This is a genomic window from Sphaerospermopsis reniformis (assembly GCF_005402885.1).
Taxonomy (GTDB): Bacteria; Cyanobacteriota; Cyanobacteriia; order Cyanobacteriales; family Nostocaceae; genus Sphaerospermopsis; species Sphaerospermopsis kisseleviana.
Genome location: NZ_BJCE01000124.1, coordinates 1 through 16,372, shown reverse-complemented (window position 1 = coordinate 16,372; position 16,372 = coordinate 1). Strand labels below are relative to the sequence as shown.

Genomic DNA, 16,372 nt, shown 5'->3' with positions numbered 1-16,372 from the left:
TGATTCCAAGCGTGTCTGGCTACTCCTGCGTGTTGCGCCAGTAGTAGTCGTTGTTGCTTGTTAACTTTGAGTTGGGTTTTGAATCCTAGTAGCATACAGTGATTTTACTGTAATTCTGTCACAAAGCCAAAAGATGACAGGAAATTTTCAGCAAATGTGAGTATTTGTTATTATTGGTTAAGAAAACAGTAACTAGCTACTAACCCTCTCTACTATCCAGAAACAACTTCTCAACTCGAACCCCAGAAAAAGTTTTAGACTGATAAAGACACAAGCTTTAATGGAAGTGTCAACTGCTCAATTAAGACTCAAGAATCCCGATGTTAACAGGTACAATTTTGCAGAGTGGAAAATATACCATTATCCAAGAAATAGGGAGAGGTGGATTTGGTATTACTTTCAAAGCTACGCATCGTTACTTAGGTCAAGAAGTAGTGATGAAAACTATCAATGAACGGCTCAGGCAACATCCTGATTTTCCTAAATTCGAGCGTCAATTTCAAGATGAAGCAAGAAGATTAGCCACTTGCGTCCATCCTAACATTGTCCGAGTTAGTGACTTTTTTGAGGAAAATGGTTTACCTTACATGGTGATGGAATATATTCCAGGGGAAACTTTAGGACAAGCCTTTGTGTCACCAGGAATACCTTTATCAGAAGCAACCGCAATTCATTATATTCGCCAAATTGGGGCAGCATTGCAGGTGGTACATAATAACAGTTTGCTGCACCGAGATATTAAACCTGATAATATTATTCTCCGCCAAGGCACTCAGGAAGTTATACTGATTGATTTTGGCATAGCTAGAGAATTTAACAGCGGTGTTAAACAAACTCACACTGGTTTAGTGAGTGAAGGCTATGCACCTATTGAACAGTATTTAAGCCAAGCAACACGCACCCCAGCTACCGATGTTTATGGTTTAGCTGCTACTTTGTATGCACTGTTAACTGGACAAGTTCCCATACCGGCATTATTACGAGATAGACAACCAATGCCTTCTCCCCGTGAACTGCAACCCTACCTGAGTGCAGCTATTAATCAAGCAGTTATGCGCGGTATGGCTGTGGAGTCTCGGTTTCGTCCGGCGACGGTAGCAGAATGGTTACAATTATTACCTGGAAGCGGTTTGGAGATGACACCGCAATTACTTACTCAACCCGCACCAACGATTAATGTATCAGCACTAGAAGCAGAAAACCGGCAAAAACAACCAGCACCTATTCCTGCTCCTATATCATCACCAGCAAGTAAAGTTACAGTATTACCAAACAAAATTGTTATATCTAAGGCATTTCTTAGCGTGGGTGTAGCTTTGGTAGCTATGACAGCAGGGTTTACTGTGATAAGAATGTTACCGAAATCTCAATCACAAGCCCCCAAGCCACTTTTTGAACAACCTCTTCCAGAACCTACTACACCACAACCTGTAGTTGAAACTACACCTTCACCGGAAAATCAAGATAATCAAACTCAATCTTCTAGTGAGTCGGCATCATTTTCTACTTCAGAACGACGCAAGCGCAAACGTAATTTTTCCCCAGAACCAACTCCCACTAACGAGAGTGTTTCTCCAGAAACTGCGCCTGAACAAGAAAATTCTTCAGAACTTACACCCAGCACAAATCCACAAACTACATCTGCACCTGTGGTTACTCCCACACCTTCATTAGTGGAGAAGCTACGGGAAGCTCAATCATCTCCTCAACCTACTCCATCTCCAGAAAAAGAACAAGAAAATATCTCACCCCCTGCTATTGAAAATAACGACTCTGCCCAACCGGAAAAACCAGAAGCACCTGTAGTTATACCAACAGCACCGCCACAACCGAAAAATTCTGTGGTTGTACCCACAACACCACCTAAGCAATCTGAGAGTAAAGATTCTTCTGCTGTGGTTGTACCAACACAAGAAACAAATTCAAAAGAAAAAAATGCAAATGCACCTGCTAATAATAATTAGGGAATGCTATTGAAAGTCTTCTCGTGGAGGCAGGTAAGAGTTTGGTTTATCTGTTGGTAACAAAATTTTTTCATCTTTCCTAATCTCCTAGCAGATAGAGGAGTATATAAAAAATTATGCTCCATTAGCTAGAAGTTAGAAAATATTCAGGTTTTTATAATTTGAAGTCATTAAGTAGTCTGCTTAAAAAACGTCATACACTCATCCTCTGAAATAGGAGAAATAATTATGACAATGACAGGATTAGATACTTTTGATGCTACTGTACAGAAAACAATTCCTTGGATTAATGAGTTAGGAAAAGAGTTAGGTTGGGAAAATAAACACCAAGTTTTTCAAGGTTTGCGAGCTACATTACACGCATTGCGCGATCGCTTGACTGTGGAAGAAGCTGCCCATTTGGGAGCGCAATTACCCATTCTTCTAGGTGGATTTTATTACGAAAATTGGCGACCAGGTGCAAAACAAACTAAAGATAGAACAAAGGAGGAATTTTTACAGCATATTCGGGATTATTTCCGCAATGTTAATGCTGATATTGATCCAGAAACTTTGGTGCGTGCAGTTTTTAAGGTTATGGCTCAAAGAGTTTCCCCAGGAGAAATTGAAGATGTTATTCACATGATGCCCCCAGCTTTGCGAGAACTTTGGACGGAAACTGTGCGTACTTAATTATTTAATTAAAATGGGGCATTTTCATCTTTGTTGAGTTGCCCCAAAGATCATTTCAATGGTGACAAATAACTAATCCTTTTCCGATCTAGTTGCCAATTTTTTGATGAATTAACCGCAAAGTACGCAAAGTACACAAAGGAAGAGAAGGAAGAGAAGGAAGAGAAGGAAGATAATTAGTAATCTTTTGGGGGAAAGGGAGTAAAATCAATATTTTCAGGGTATTTTGTTATTTACAATTGATTGAGAATTAGTATATAATATTTTCGCACCTTTATCATAAAAACAGATGACACAGGGGAAAATATTACTCGAACCAGGGACTTTATGGAAGAGGGTAAAACAAACTACAGCACACGCTTTAGAATGTGAAGCTTTAAAATCTATTCCCACAGAATTTGAATTTGTGGAACAAGATGGGGTTAAATTTTTAGTGAGAATTTTAGCAAATCTCAACCGTAAAAAAGCCGCAAAAGAACAACAAGAAAAACAAACTGCTAAGACAGGTAAAGAATTTAATCCTTTTTTACCTTATGAACAAGATTTATTTGTAACTGACATTTCCGAAACTCATGTTTGTATTTTAAATAAGTTCAATGTTGTTGATTATCACCTATTAATTATTACCCGTGCTTTTGAGGAACAGGAAAGTTTATTAACTCTCGAAGATTTTACGGCAATGTCGGCTTGTTTGGTTGACTTTGATGGGTTAGTATTTTATAATGGTGGTAAAATTGCTGGTGCAAGTCAGCAACATAGACATTTACAAATAGTACCAATTTCGGGAAAAGAAATACCCATTGCAGCATTAATAGAAACAGTTAAATTTACAGAAGGTATCACAACTATACCCGGACTGCCTTTTTTACACGCTTTTACAACTTTTGCACCTAATGAAACAGCAGGGGTGACGTTAGCAAAATATTATGCTTTACTAGAGATGGTAGGCATTCAGGCAGTTGATAATAATCAACAATCGGGAGCATATAATTTTTTAGCAACGCGAGAATGGATGTTAATTATACCACGTTTGCAGGAGGAATTTGAGTCAATTTCTATTAATTCTCTAGGGTTTGCCGGTGCTTTGTTGGTGAGAAATACTGAACAAATGCAGCTAGTTAAAGATATCGGTCCAATGAATATTTTGAAAAACGTTGCTTTGAGAATTTAGATCCCCGACTTCTGAGAGCAATTGATAATTTTATACAGAAGACAAAAAAGAAGTCGGGGATCTGGTATTACAAATACAAATCAATGAAAATTATCTGCGTTTATCTGCGTTCATCTGCATTAAAAAATCTGTTTTCTCTCCATGAGGAAATTAATTTATGGAATCTCTAGATATAAAATGGATTAGATCGCAATTTCCCGCATTAAACCAAACCATTAACGGAAAACCGGCGATATTTTTTGATGGACCTGGGGGAACTCAAGTTCCGGGTGCAGTTTTGGATAATATCAATGATTATTTAGTTAGGTCTAATGCTAACGCTCATGGTTATTTTACCACCAGTGCGCGAACAGATGCGGTAATTAATTCTGCCAGAGCAGCGATCGCCGATTTTTTAGGATGCGATCATGATGAAGTTGTATTTGGTGCAAATATGACTTCTCTCGCTTTTAGTGTCAGTCGTGCGATCGCTAGAGAATTACAACCAGGTGATGAAATTATTGTCACAAAATTAGATCACGCTGCTAATATTTCTCCCTGGGTTGCTTTAGAAGAAAAAGGTGTAAATGTTCAATTTGTTGATATCAATATTTCAGATTGTACCCTAGATTTAAATGATTTAGAAACCAAAATTAATGAAAAAACAAAATTAGTTGCCGTCACCTATGCTTCTAATGCTGTGGGAACAATTAATGATATTGCAAAAATAGTCAAATTAGCCCATAGTTTTGGGGCTTTAGTTTTTGTTGATGCTGTGCATTATGCGCCCCATGCACCGATAAACGTCCATCATTTAGATTGTGATTTTCTCGCGTGTTCAGCTTATAAATTCTTTGCGCCCCACCTTGGTATTTTATACGCCAAAAAAGAACATTTAACCCGATTTTCTCCCTATAAAGTTAGACCTGCATCTAATGAAGTTCCATCGAGATGGGAAACAGGAACATTAAATCATGAAGGTTTAGCGGGGTTAGTAGCAACAATTAATTACTTAACTAAATTAGGTTGTCATGTTTCCCCAACTTTAGATAATGAATTACTGGAATCTTTAATAGAAGCAGATAGAGAAGGTTTAACTACTTTTCATTGTCCTCGGTTTTTAACTTCAGAAACACAAGAAAACCATGAATTAGCATCAGCTTATCATAGTCGTCGTGCAGCTTTGTTAGCAGCAATGACAGCGATTCAACAATATGAAAGAGAATTAAGTAAAAAATTGATTGATGGGTTGTTAGAAATTCCTGGAATTAAGATTTATGGAATTACAGAACCGGAAAAATTTAATTGGAGAACTCCCACAGTTTCCATCACAATTGAAGGTAAAACATCGGCAGAAATAGCGAAGTTTTTAGGAGAACAGGGAATATTTACTTGGCATGGAAATTTCTATGCTATTGAACTTACAGAAAAGTTAGGTTTAGAAACATCCGGAGGGTTATTAAGAATTGGATTAGCACACTATAATACTGTAGATGAAATTGGGGAACTTTTGCAAGTTTTAAACTGTTAATAACTCGAAGATCCCCCCTTCCCCCCTTAATAAGGGGGGCAAATAAATCAAATTCCCACTTAATAAGGGGAGATAAATCCATCAAATTCCCCCTTTAAAAGGGGGATTTAGGGGGATATGAGAGTATTTGATACACCATGAAAGACTTTTAAAACATTTTCTTATCCTTCACCATTATTTTGACGGTGGTTTGCAGCTTGCAATAACAAAGATTCAGCAAAAGCGATCGCCTGATTTGCAGATTTTCCACCCGCTAACTGTGCTAATTCATCCCGACGGGTTTTTAAATTATCCAAACTGGTAACTCTCACGACGGTTCTTTGTTCAGTGTTACCATTTTTATTAATTACTTGTTTATCAACTCGAAAATGACGATCTGCCATTGCCGCAACTAAAGGTTGATGAGTCACACATAAAACTTGTTGATTTTGACTTAATTGATGTAATTTTTCCGCAATAGCTTGGGCAACTCTACCAGATACACCCACATCAATTTCATCAAATATCATTGTTTCCGCCCCATCTTGTTGATTAAAACAAGCTTTTAAAGCTAGTAAAAATCGGCTCATTTCCCCACCAGAAGCAATTTCTGTTAACGGTTGAATAGGTTCACCGGGGTTAGGACTAAACATAAAAGTGATTTTATCTGCACCCATAGCAGTGGGAGAAGTCGGTGTAATTTCCACTTGAAATTTGACCTTTTCCATTGCTAAAGGTTTGAGTTCAGCTAATAAATGAGATGCTAAATTAGCCGCAGTTTGCCGACGTAGTTGGGTTAATTGTTGACTGATTTGGTTAAGATATTGTAAACCAACTTGTTCTTGTTGTTCTAAACTTTCTATAGATTGTTCTTGGTTATTAAGTTCAGCTAATTCTATTTGAATGCGTTGATAATATTCAATAGCTTCTGTGAGAGTTGGTCCATATTTTCGACAAATTTGTTTTAATTCTCGGATGCGTTCTTCTACTTCTTCTAATCTTTGCGGATCAGCTTCTAAACTTTCGCCATAAATGCTAATTTGTCTACCCACTTCCATCACAGTAGCGACTGCATCCCGCACTAATTCTAAAATCGGTTGCAGTTGGGAATCAAATTCAACAATATGATTTAATATAGTTTCACTATCACCTAATAAATCAGCAGCAGTGGGACTTTCTGCATCATTTTGATATAAAGATTGATAAATTTTATAACTCATTTGTTGCAAATCAACAACATGATTTAACCTCTCTCTTTCCTGGGTTAATAGTTCCATTTCCTGCGGATCATCAAGATTTGCTGCACTTAATTCCTGAACTTGATAGGTGAGTAAATCGAGTTGTTGTAAGCGTTCTCTTTCCGAAGTGCGGCGTTTTTCTAAAGTTTGGTATGCTTGTTGATAGGCACTATAAGCAACAGAAACCTGTTGACGTTTTTGAATTAAATCATCACCACCATATAAATCTAACCAATCTCGCACTTGTGCAGATTGTCCCACTTGTACAGTTTGACCTTGGGCAGTAATTTCTACTAGGCGATCGCGCAAATTTCCCATCATTTGCCGATTTACCAACACCCCATTTACCCGTGATCGACTGCGGATATTATTGTTATTTGCGGTAATTTCTCGACTAATAATTATTGAATTATCATCAATTAAATCAATTTCTTGTTCACTTAACCAAGCCGATAAAATTGCATTAATACTAAAAGTCCCTTCTACTAAAGCGCGACTTGTTCCAGTGCGAATCACACGACTAGAAATTTTACCACCTAAAATCGCATCAATCGCATCTAAAATGATTGACTTTCCCGCGCCGGTTTCACCGGTTAAAACATTCAAACCAGCACCAAATTCTAATTCTAACTGGTCAATGAGGGCAAAATTTTCAATTCTGAGACACAGCAACATCAGGCCACAATCTCCGTGAAGGTAAATGCCGGATTTTTAGAATACTTCTTAATTTTATCCCGATCCAGTCAGTAATGTATAGATGGTGATGCTTTGAGTAGTAAGTGAAGTAACTAATGTTACTAAGTTAAGCTGAATAGGATTTACGGGATTAAAGAATCAACCTAAGAATTACTCACAGAATACTCTACTGAACAAGGGTTATCAATACGTTTGGAAGCATCTAATATTTCAATGCCAATAATATTTCCAAATTCGTCATAATCTAAAATAACTCCTGGTTTTTCTTCATCACTTTCTTCAACTTGCACATCAATGAATATAATTCTTAAAACATCAACTTCTGCATTGTATGTGATTTTCATAATTCTCTCCAGTATTTTTCAATTTTGCTAGTGCGATAAACAGTAATTACAACTGTAGGATCAACATCATCTGCCACAATAACACGCAGTAAGAAAAGTTTACCAGTACCAAAATCAATTTTTGATTGATATACTTTGCGTCCTTCTCTTTCAAGGAGAATTTGTTGAGGATTTTCTAAAACCGATTCAACTAAAGAAACAGAAATTTTTCGGCGTTCCATTTCTGTTTGTGCGTGACGAGAAATCTGGTATCTCATTTCATATCTATCTATATTAATGTTATAACCAACTTTTTGCTGATTCAAGAATAAACATAATTGAATATATAGGTTAGATTTTAGCAATGTTCCTAAAATCAATTATAGCCTCATCCTGTTCATCCTTAAATCCTGATTCTGATAACTACAAACCCAAAGTCCTACCCAGAAAACCCGCAACATCAAAGTAACAAATATCACCCATAGTCTGATATTTTAACACCGTCCTTAATCCATTTTCTGCTGGTGCAGATTCTAAAACATGAGATTGAAAATTTACCTGATTCACACCACCACGTAAAGCTTCATTTAACACCCTTCCCACCAGCTTACCCTGACTAGGCACTTTTAAATTTAACACTTTTGCGAGAGTTACAGCCACATCTGCATTACTCACCGGTGCTTCATCTACATATTGCGTTTTAAAGTCTGGTCCGATAGCAGTCATGTTATTAAAAGTGTCCGCACGGCTAAAACTTCCGTGCATTCCCTGACCTTGTTGTAAAGTAGTATCAGCTACAACCACACCGCAAGCTGTGGGTACACCACAACCCGTATCAAAAGAACGGAAATTAACAACTATTGAAGGTGTAGGAGTGCGTGATTTTCCTTGTAATTTGATTGCACTTAAAGGTAATGTACCGGGAATTTTTCCTAAAGTATCATTGACAAACAAACCACTTACATAATCTTGTTTGAGGAGAGAATTAACAATTTTTTGGGCGTAATATTTTTGATTTTCATTGTTTGGTAAATCAGGTAAATAAATTAAATCAGAACCACCATTCCCAGCAATAACTATCTCTGGATTTTGCGAATCTTTACCTAAAATACTATTAGTAGTATTAGTAGAAAATTGTCCTTGTGTCGGTTCAACTATTGAATTTTCCTGATCTGGGTTAAATAAAGCAAGTTCTAAATCATCTGCTAAATCAATTCCTAAAAAACCAGGAGGTAAAAAACCAGCAGGGACATTTTCATAACTGAGACTTGCTGCATAACTAGTTTTACTTTCTTTACTAATGGTAGAAAAACCATGATCCGCAGTCACAAATATATTTGTGTTTTTTGCCAAATCTAATTTTTTTAAAGTAGCGATAATCTGCGCTAAATTATTATCTACATTGCGTTTTGCAGCTTGAACAGTAGAACCATTGATACCAGGAACAAGTTGATTTAAACTATCACCGTGATTGTGTTGTGTTCCATCTGGATCACGTGACCAATAAACCAAAACAAAAGGTTTTTTTCGTTGTTGAAATAGAGGTAAAATCACCTTAGTTGTCGCATCTACAAAATATTGCTGTTGTTTAATATTGGCAACTTTTGCACCGGGATTTTGACTATCACCAGCTTTACCATTTTCACCCCGTGATGGTGTAATTAAAGGTAGGGAATTTTGGGTTAATAATTTGCTGATTTCCTCACTCAGAGGTATTCCTGTTGATGTACCAGTAGCGTCATCAATAATAATTGTCGGTTTACCCGTTTCTTGAGTGATATCTTGAATTAAAACAGGACCTAATTTACCTACCGCCGCAGTGCTAAAACCTGATTTTTTTGCTATCGCTAAAAGACTAATTTCATTTAAGAAATTATTACCAAATTGTTGATTAACTTCTCTGAGAACTGCGTCATTTTCTAAAAATGGAACTATGGTATTTTTCGCGCTTTTAACTGGTACATTAACTTTAATATTATTGCTAAAATCTCCTGTATCACCTAAATAATGACCTGTAGCAATCACAGAAGCATTAGCTGTGGTAAAAGTAGGAAATAGAGAATGAGAGTTAACAAAATTTACACCTTGTTCTTTAATTGACTGTAAAGTGGGTGTGTCCGTAGCATTTACAGTCATGGGACGTAAACCATCAGTCACAAAAATAACTGCATTGTGTGGTTGAGGTGGTTTAGCAAATACTTGAAAACCACTAAAAACAGCAATTAAACAAACTAATAAAATAACCCAACGATCACCTTGTGTAAAAATCCTCATTATCTTAGTGATTTTTAGGACATGAAGATTTTACAACCTATAGCATCAAATAATACTTAAATTTCTGTAAAGAATCATAAGATTAAATAATATTAAGATCCCCGACTTCTTTAAGAAGTTGAGGATCTGAGGAATTACGCAAGATTAAAAATTAATAATAAGAAAAAACCGCAAATCACAAGTTTAAAAAATTAACAAACAGTTTGGCGAGTCTTTTCTGTATTGATAGGTTTAACGAGGTAAAGCTTCAACATATACCACACAATATTCATCACCAAAGGAATTTTTTGGAAGAACTTCTCAATTACAGATTTGTTACTGTTTTTGAGATCAATCAATTTCTGATTATTGATCGCACATTGTTCCAAATTCCAGAAGAAATAGGGATGATTTGTATTGAGAATCACAGGAAAAGCCCTAGCTGCGGTTTTGTTGGTTTCTGTGATCACTTGACTATTGTATTTACGGGGATGAATTCCTAAAATTTCATAAAAATTCGCCCGTTCAAAAACTGTCATAGTATGGGTGACAAACACAGTTAATAGGAAAAAACGCACCCATAAACGTGCTTTCCAATTATTCCATAAATGAGGTTGAGAACGTAACAAAGCCTTGAAAAAGTCACCATGTCTATTCTCATCCTGACACCAGCTTTCAAACTTCCTAAATAAAGGATAAAATTGAAATTCTGGATGCTTTTCGATATGGCGATATACCAAAATATAACGCCAATAACCAATTTTCTCCGATAGGTAAACTGTATAAATTACCCATTCTGGAGGGAAGAAAGTATAAGTCCGGTTTTTAGTAAGATAACTCAAGTCAAGGGATAAATTAAAATCCGCCATTGACTTGTTTAAAAAACCCGCATGACGGGCTTCATCCCGTGCTAAATATTCAAATGCTTCAGAGAGTAAAGGATTACTGTCTTTGATACGACGAGATAATTCTTTAAACAATAAAAACCCGGAAAATTCCGAAGTACAAGACCGTTCTAGAAAGTCAATAAAGGCAAGTCTTTTTTCTCCCTGAATGTGATCCCAAGACTGTTTAAATTCATCATCTCTGATAAAATGATGACGGTTATAATCTGCCTTGAGTTCATCAACTACAGACCTGATTTCTTCTTCATAACCGGAAATATCCATTTTCGCCACAGCATCAAAATCTGTGGTATAAAATCGGGGTGTTAATAATGTTTCTTGAACAGGTGCTTTGACACCTGGTTTCAACAACTCAACTGGGGGAGTTTCCAAAGACTTAACCATGATACTCCTTTTGCTATTTTATCCTTGTAGAATTATCTAAACATAAATAGTAATGAGTAGTCATCAGTTAAATTATTGAAAGTAATTTGTACAAAATCATCTGAGATAATTTAGCAATTACAGAAAATTTTTATAGCATTTTTTCTATATTTAATTATTCGTTTTTGCTTTTGCTGCTAGTGATGGATACTTACCAACTTCTATTAAAAACTGTCTTTCTTGAATCCGATCATCATTGTTAAAATCTAAAATACGTGCTGTTACTTCACCAATATCTGTTAATGGTTGAATCACAGCTTCCTCAAGTCGAAAATGATCACCCCAAAAGTCTCGACGGGGATTAAAAAATCTCACCAGTTCACCATTTCGCCAATTTATTGAACCTAAATCTGTACCTTTTTGCAAATTACAAAAAACACACGCATAACAAAGATTATCCTCTGTGCTTGTTCCACCGTGTTTAACACTAATAATATGGTCAACTTGACAAGATAAGGTATCTTCCTCTGAAATTAGACAATATTCACAGATATTTCCAGCACGTTCCACAACTAACCGTCTTGTTTCTAAATTAATGTAAGTACGAGACATTTTATTTACCCTCAGTGTTGATATATTTATGGGCTTTAGCTTTTGCTAATCTAATAACGTGTTCTAAATTCAAAAAAATATCTAACTCCCGTTTTTCTTCTTTGGTGAGTTGATTATTTTTCGCTTTGTCAATTAAATCTTCTAAACGGTTTTGTGCTGTTTCTGAAAGGTGGAAATTAATTAGACTTTCGGGAGTAGTACCAGCAGCGAGAAAATCTATAAATTCGTCGTAGACTGTAATGGTTTTGACAGATGTACTCATAGTTGTATTCTTTTTTATTATTTTAACTGTTATTTACAAGTATATACATAAAATTCAGTAATTATTTTAAATCCCAGTAAATTTATTTGTCAATACAAAAAATAGAGTAATTTTACTCAATAAAATATAAAATATCATCAAATCCTGAATATCGTTATATTTAAAAGTCTAAAGAAATATAAATATCTTTATATTAATAAGAAGATTGATAGTTAAATATTTTGTAAGAGTAAAAATAACCCTGATCTTTAGCAGCAGTGGTATTTGCTGGATAGATTAGTGGATCACCCCATAAACCCAGAATAGTCATTTTTTCCTGTTGACATCGACTGTGAACTGGTAAACGAGTCGATGACTATTGAGCAAATTTGGCGCTTGAAAATGAAGGAAGCAACAATGAGTAATAATTTAGCCATCAAACTGCGTTCTGGTACTCAACAAGCTCATACAGATGCAGAAAATGTCGGTTTTATGAAATGTTTTGTTCAAGGAGTTGTAGACAGAGAATGCTTTAGTAAATTTTTGAGTAATCTGTATTTTGTTTACAGTGAACTAGAATCAGCAATTGAGAAGCATAAACAACATCCTGTAATTAGTGTAATGTATTTTCCCGAACTAAATCGCCAAGCATCTCTAGAACAAGATATGTTATTTTATCATGGTAATCTCTGGCGGAATTTCATTACACCATCAACAGCAACTCAAAAATACCTGGCGCGTATTCACCAACTTTCTACCCATGAACCTGCTTTATTATTAGGTCATGCCTATACTCGTTATATGGGTGATCTTTCCGGTGGACAAATGCTACAAAAAGTGGCTCAGTCAGCTTTGAAATTGTCCGGTTATGAAGGAACTGAGTTTTATAACTTTGCCCAAATTCCCGATAAACAGGCATTCAAAAATAAGTATCGGCAAGCATTGGATAATGTGCCTGTTGATGATGTGATGGCTGATAAAATTGTAGCAGAAGCTAACCATGCTTTCTACTTAAATATGGAGATAATTAAAGAGTTAGAACCAATTTTAATGCAAGCATTAGGTCGAGCTACATATAACGACCTAGTTTGATATTTTCACTCTGTAAATTACCTGTAAACTAACAAAAACCCTCTCCTACTCTTCTTACTTCGCGTACTTTGCGTACTTTGCGGTTTATTTCCAACAATAGTATTCACCACCAAACAAGTTTGTGTAGTCGTGAATTCTATACCCCACAAAAGCAGATAGTATTTTACAGCTATTTTCAGGTAAATAAACCACATTTTGATTTAGGTTTCGCGTCAACAATGTAGGGGCGTTCGCGAAGCGTGCTGGAAGCATCAGCATTCGGATGATAGTCTTAGGTAAAAACCGATAATTAATTGTCCGAATGCTTCGCCCTGACTGTGGTCTAAAGACATGAAAACTGCTGTAAATCAAAACCGGGTTTCTTGCAGTAAGTCCTAGCTATTTAGTTTCACTTTAGTTTCATTATTTGAAGCTAAACATACAAATGTTTTGGCAATTGGTAACAAAAGATAAATATCAACCTATTGCCAATCTACAAATTCCCACCCAACTCAAACCCAATTCAAACTTAGTGCAACTACTAGGCATTCAATTAACAGTAACTCGGAGGTTTTGATGGTCTTTCTATTACCTGGTGTCAAATTCGATTTGGACCTGATCAAAAAGTATGACACCCGCGCACCCAGATACACTAGCTACCCACCCGCTACAGAATTAACTGAAACATTTACCGCCCAAGACTTTGAAAGAGCCATCATTAATTCTAATCAACGTCAAACGCCCCTATCTTTATATTTCCACATTCCTTTTTGCCAGAGTGCTTGTTATTTCTGTGGCTGTAATACGGTGATTTCTGGCAATAAGAATATTGCCAAACCTTATCTACAAAATTTAGCGCAGGAAATCCAAAATACCAGCGAATTAATAGATACCAGCCGCAAAGTTTTGCAAATTCACTGGGGTGGTGGAACACCAAATTATTTGGAAATGCAGCAAGTTGAATTTTTGTGGGATAAGATTAATCGTTATTTCACTATTGATGAAAATGCAGAAGTTTCTATTGAAATTAACCCCCGTTATATCAGTAGAGAATATATTCTATTTCTCAGAAATATTGGCTTTAATCGCATTAGTTTTGGTATCCAAGACTTTAACCCAGAAGTACAAAAAGCCGTTAACCGTATCCAACCAGAAAAAATGCTGTTTGAGGCAATGGATTGGATTAGAGAGGCTAATTTCGCTAGTGTAAATGTAGATTTAATTTATGGTTTACCCTACCAAAATCTACATACTTTTAGAGAAACTGTCACAAAGACAATTGCTCTAGATCCTGATCGAGTTGTGGTGTTTAATTTTGCCTATGTACCTTGGATGAAACCTGTACAAAAAAGAATTGATCCGGCTACATTACCCGGCGCTCAGGAAAAGTTAGATATCCTGAAAATGACCATTGAAGAATTAACAAATAACGAGTATTTGTTTATCGGTATGGATCATTTTGCGAAAACTAATAATGAATTAGCGATCGCTCAACAAAATGGTACTCTCAAACGCAACTTCCAAGGTTATACAACTCACGCAGAAACCGAACTTTTTGGTTTTGGTTCTACATCTATTAGTATGTTAGAAGATGCCTATGCTCAAAACCATAAAGGTTTAAAGGACTATTATCAAGCTGTAACAGCAGGTATTCTTCCCACCAGTAAAGGCATTAAATTAACCCAAGATGATATCATCAGACGGGATGTAATTATGTCTATTATGTCTCACTTCCAGTTACATAAATCAGACATTGAAAAGAAATATCACATCAATTTTGATGGATATTTTGCCCAGGAACTAGAAGAATTAAAACCTCTGGAAGATGATGGACTGGTCAATTTATTAGCCGACGAAATCCAAATTACCGATACTGGTAGATTATTAGTGAGAAATATCGCCGTTAACTTTGATACTCATAGCAGAATTAAAGAAACAAAATTCTCTCGTGCTATTTGAGTATGGTAATTGGTAATTGGTGATTGGTAATTGGTAATTGGTAATTGGTAATTGGTGATTGGTAATTTGTAATTCGTTAAATACCCTAATTATCTAATAATTGGGGTATATTTTTATGTTGATGGCATTAACAGGAATTAACAATTATGATAGCTTGAATCCTTTATCTACAACTTTTGATTTAAATAAATATATCAACAGGTAGAAAAAATTATCTTTCAATACTAATAAATTTGATACAGTATAAACTATAGAGGTAATCGGCAATGATTAATATTATTGCTTGGATAATTTTAGGACTATTAGCTGGTGCGCTTGCCAAAGCTGTTTATCCTGGTCATCAAGGCGGTGGCATTGTCTCAACAATAATTTTAGGTATTGTAGGTGCTTTTATCGGTGGAACTTTATTTACACTCCTCCGCACTGGTACTCTACAATTTGCGTCTGCAACTTTAAGTATTCCCGGTCTTTTGGTGGCAATAATTGGCGCGATACTTGCGATTTATTTATGGACGCTATTCCAAAGAAGTAGCCGAGCCTAAATTCAATTTTAGATTTTGGATTTTAGATTTTAGATTTTAGATTTTGGATTTTGGATTTTGGATTCGGGATTTTGGATTTTGGATTTTAGATTTTGGGTTTTGAAGTTGGAAATTTGAATTAATTGTTTGGAAATTTGAATTAATTGTATTGTATGTTTTTTCACAAAAAAGAACCGATTCATTTTGTCAAAGTTGATGAACCTAACCCCCGCTTTGCTCAATTACTTCTAGAGCAATTTGGCGGTGCAACTGGAGAACTCACAGCCGCTTTGCAATATTGGGTGCAATCTTTTCATGTAGAAAATCCTGGTATTCGGGATATGCTCCAAGATATTGCCATTGAAGAATTTGGTCATTTAGAAATGGTTGGTAAACTCATAGAATCTCATACAAAAAATACCGACCAAACCGAAGTTTACAACAGCACTCTTTTTGCTATTCGCGGAATAGGACCTCATTTTCTTGATAGTCAAGGTCATGCTTGGACTGCAAATTACTTGAATGAAGGTGGTGATGTAGTTCGAGATTTACGGGCGAATATTGCCGCAGAAGCTGGCGCAAGGCAAACTTATGAGGAGTTAATTAAACTGGCAACCGATCAAGGAACTAAAAATACTTTAGTGCATTTGTTAACAAGAGAAATTTCGCATACCCAAATGTTTATGAAAGCTTTGGATTCTTTGGGTAAGTTGACTGATCCTATGTTTGGTAATGTTCAACCAGATGAAACTGTTTCTCTTTATTACAACTTATCTACAAATGGAACTGAGCCAGATCAACGAGGTCCTTGGAACTCTGAACCAACATTTAATTATGTCGCTAATCCTTTAGAACGTCGAGCTTAATAAATAGTCGAGTTTTCGTAGCGACTGT

Annotated in this window: 17 protein-coding genes; 9 read left to right on the top strand and 8 right to left on the bottom strand. The window is 35.9% G+C overall.

The features are described 5' to 3' along the window. The coding region (locus FFR48_RS16935) for a helix-turn-helix domain-containing protein (RefSeq protein ID WP_162501908.1) at positions 1 to 95 on the bottom strand (95 nt) is incomplete at its 3' end. 225 nt (positions 96 to 320) lie between these two features. On the opposite strand from FFR48_RS16935, the gene FFR48_RS16930 reads away from it, so the two are divergent. The 4 genes from FFR48_RS16930 to FFR48_RS16915 all read left to right on the top strand — a co-directional run bounded on the left by FFR48_RS16930 (position 321) and on the right by FFR48_RS16915 (position 5,317). Then, positions 321 to 1,964, top strand: coding sequence for a serine/threonine protein kinase (locus tag FFR48_RS16930; RefSeq protein ID WP_137668175.1), 1,644 nt, complete (start codon positions 321 to 323; stop codon positions 1,962 to 1,964). 228 nt (positions 1,965 to 2,192) lie between these two features. Next, a complete protein-coding gene (locus FFR48_RS16925; protein WP_137668174.1) occupies positions 2,193 to 2,636 on the top strand; it encodes a DUF2267 domain-containing protein in 444 nt (147 codons plus the stop codon). Positions 2,637 to 2,925: 289 nt separating this feature from the next. Next, positions 2,926 to 3,807: an ATP adenylyltransferase family protein gene (locus FFR48_RS16920; protein WP_137668173.1), complete on the top strand. Its 882-nt coding sequence runs from the start codon at positions 2,926 to 2,928 to the stop codon at positions 3,805 to 3,807. A 157-nt stretch (positions 3,808 to 3,964) separates the two neighbouring features. Next, positions 3,965 to 5,317, top strand: a complete 1,353-nt coding sequence (locus FFR48_RS16915) for a cysteine desulfurase-like protein (RefSeq protein WP_137668172.1) — start codon at positions 3,965 to 3,967, stop codon at positions 5,315 to 5,317. Between the two features lie 161 nt (positions 5,318 to 5,478). Here FFR48_RS16915 and recN read toward each other — a convergent pair whose 3' ends face one another. The 7 genes from recN to FFR48_RS16880 form a co-directional block, all read right to left on the bottom strand. Then, positions 5,479 to 7,209 (bottom strand): DNA repair protein RecN, encoded by a 1,731-nt coding sequence (gene recN / locus FFR48_RS16910; RefSeq protein ID WP_137668171.1) that lies wholly within the window; start codon positions 7,207 to 7,209, stop codon positions 5,479 to 5,481. Between the two features lie 164 nt (positions 7,210 to 7,373). Then, entirely contained in the window at positions 7,374 to 7,574 is a 201-nt protein-coding gene (locus tag FFR48_RS16905; RefSeq protein ID WP_096572339.1) for a DUF2283 domain-containing protein, read from the bottom strand. Beyond that, positions 7,571 to 7,831, bottom strand: a complete 261-nt coding sequence (locus FFR48_RS16900; protein ID WP_096572888.1) for a DUF4258 domain-containing protein — start codon at positions 7,829 to 7,831, stop codon at positions 7,571 to 7,573. Before FFR48_RS16900 ends, FFR48_RS16905 begins: the two co-directional genes overlap by 4 nt. 145 nt (positions 7,832 to 7,976) lie before the next feature. Beyond that, positions 7,977 to 9,827 (bottom strand): alkaline phosphatase family protein, encoded by a 1,851-nt coding sequence (locus FFR48_RS16895; protein ID WP_137668170.1) that lies wholly within the window; start codon positions 9,825 to 9,827, stop codon positions 7,977 to 7,979. Between the two features lie 191 nt (positions 9,828 to 10,018). After that, positions 10,019 to 11,095 carry a magnesium-protoporphyrin IX monomethyl ester (oxidative) cyclase gene (acsF, locus tag FFR48_RS16890; RefSeq protein ID WP_137668169.1) on the bottom strand — a complete coding sequence of 359 codons (1,077 nt, stop codon included), beginning with the start codon at positions 11,093 to 11,095 and terminating at the stop codon, positions 10,019 to 10,021. Between the two features lie 150 nt (positions 11,096 to 11,245). Continuing rightward, on the bottom strand, positions 11,246 to 11,686 hold the full coding sequence (locus FFR48_RS16885) for an HNH endonuclease (RefSeq protein ID WP_137668168.1): 441 nt from the start codon (positions 11,684 to 11,686) through the stop codon (positions 11,246 to 11,248). 1 nt (position 11,687) lies between these two features. Then, positions 11,688 to 11,948 carry a hypothetical protein gene (locus tag FFR48_RS16880; RefSeq protein ID WP_096572343.1) on the bottom strand — a complete coding sequence of 87 codons (261 nt, stop codon included), beginning with the start codon at positions 11,946 to 11,948 and terminating at the stop codon, positions 11,688 to 11,690. Positions 11,949 to 12,344: 396 nt separating this feature from the next. On the opposite strand from FFR48_RS16880, the gene FFR48_RS16875 reads away from it, so the two are divergent. The 5 genes from FFR48_RS16875 (at position 12,345) to FFR48_RS16860 (ending at position 16,344) form a co-directional block, all read left to right on the top strand. Then, positions 12,345 to 13,019 (top strand): biliverdin-producing heme oxygenase, encoded by a 675-nt coding sequence (locus FFR48_RS16875; RefSeq protein WP_096572889.1) that lies wholly within the window; start codon positions 12,345 to 12,347, stop codon positions 13,017 to 13,019. Between the two features lie 424 nt (positions 13,020 to 13,443). Next, the gene (locus FFR48_RS30150; protein ID WP_268932446.1) at positions 13,444 to 13,575 is read left to right on the top strand and encodes a hypothetical protein; all 132 of its coding nucleotides are present in this window, start codon (positions 13,444 to 13,446) and stop codon (positions 13,573 to 13,575) included. Then, a complete protein-coding gene (gene hemN / locus FFR48_RS16870; protein WP_096572344.1) occupies positions 13,575 to 14,957 on the top strand; it encodes an oxygen-independent coproporphyrinogen III oxidase in 1,383 nt (460 codons plus the stop codon). Before FFR48_RS30150 ends, hemN begins: the two co-directional genes overlap by 1 nt. Before the next feature lie 269 nt (positions 14,958 to 15,226). Then, complete coding sequence (locus FFR48_RS16865; protein WP_096572890.1) at positions 15,227 to 15,499, top strand: GlsB/YeaQ/YmgE family stress response membrane protein; 273 nt, start codon at positions 15,227 to 15,229, stop codon at positions 15,497 to 15,499. A 152-nt stretch (positions 15,500 to 15,651) separates the two neighbouring features. Further along, on the top strand, positions 15,652 to 16,344 hold the full coding sequence (locus FFR48_RS16860) for a manganese catalase family protein (protein ID WP_137668167.1): 693 nt from the start codon (positions 15,652 to 15,654) through the stop codon (positions 16,342 to 16,344). The last annotated feature ends 28 nt before the right edge of the window (positions 16,345 to 16,372 follow it).

Excerpts from the sequence above, each read along its gene's own strand:
- FFR48_RS16930 (WP_137668175.1), top strand. The coding sequence starts at position 321 with ATGTTAACAGGTACAATTTTGCAGAGTGGAAAATATACCATTATCCAA.
- FFR48_RS16925 (WP_137668174.1), top strand. The coding sequence starts at position 2,193 with ATGACAATGACAGGATTAGATACTTTTGATGCTACTGTACAGAAAACA.
- FFR48_RS16920 (WP_137668173.1), top strand. The coding sequence starts at position 2,926 with ATGACACAGGGGAAAATATTACTCGAACCAGGGACTTTATGGAAGAGG.
- FFR48_RS16915 (WP_137668172.1), top strand. The coding sequence starts at position 3,965 with ATGGAATCTCTAGATATAAAATGGATTAGATCGCAATTTCCCGCATTA.
- recN (WP_137668171.1), bottom strand. The coding sequence starts at position 7,209 with ATGTTGCTGTGTCTCAGAATTGAAAATTTTGCCCTCATTGACCAGTTA.
- FFR48_RS16905 (WP_096572339.1), bottom strand. The coding sequence starts at position 7,574 with ATGAAAATCACATACAATGCAGAAGTTGATGTTTTAAGAATTATATTC.
- FFR48_RS16900 (WP_096572888.1), bottom strand. The coding sequence starts at position 7,831 with ATGAGATACCAGATTTCTCGTCACGCACAAACAGAAATGGAACGCCGA.
- FFR48_RS16895 (WP_137668170.1), bottom strand. The coding sequence starts at position 9,827 with ATGAGGATTTTTACACAAGGTGATCGTTGGGTTATTTTATTAGTTTGT.
- acsF (WP_137668169.1), bottom strand. The coding sequence starts at position 11,095 with ATGGTTAAGTCTTTGGAAACTCCCCCAGTTGAGTTGTTGAAACCAGGT.
- FFR48_RS16885 (WP_137668168.1), bottom strand. The coding sequence starts at position 11,686 with ATGTCTCGTACTTACATTAATTTAGAAACAAGACGGTTAGTTGTGGAA.
- FFR48_RS16880 (WP_096572343.1), bottom strand. The coding sequence starts at position 11,948 with ATGAGTACATCTGTCAAAACCATTACAGTCTACGACGAATTTATAGAT.
- FFR48_RS16875 (WP_096572889.1), top strand. The coding sequence starts at position 12,345 with ATGAGTAATAATTTAGCCATCAAACTGCGTTCTGGTACTCAACAAGCT.
- FFR48_RS30150 (WP_268932446.1), top strand. The coding sequence starts at position 13,444 with ATGTTTTGGCAATTGGTAACAAAAGATAAATATCAACCTATTGCCAAT.
- hemN (WP_096572344.1), top strand. The coding sequence starts at position 13,575 with ATGGTCTTTCTATTACCTGGTGTCAAATTCGATTTGGACCTGATCAAA.
- FFR48_RS16860 (WP_137668167.1), top strand. The coding sequence starts at position 15,652 with ATGTTTTTTCACAAAAAAGAACCGATTCATTTTGTCAAAGTTGATGAA.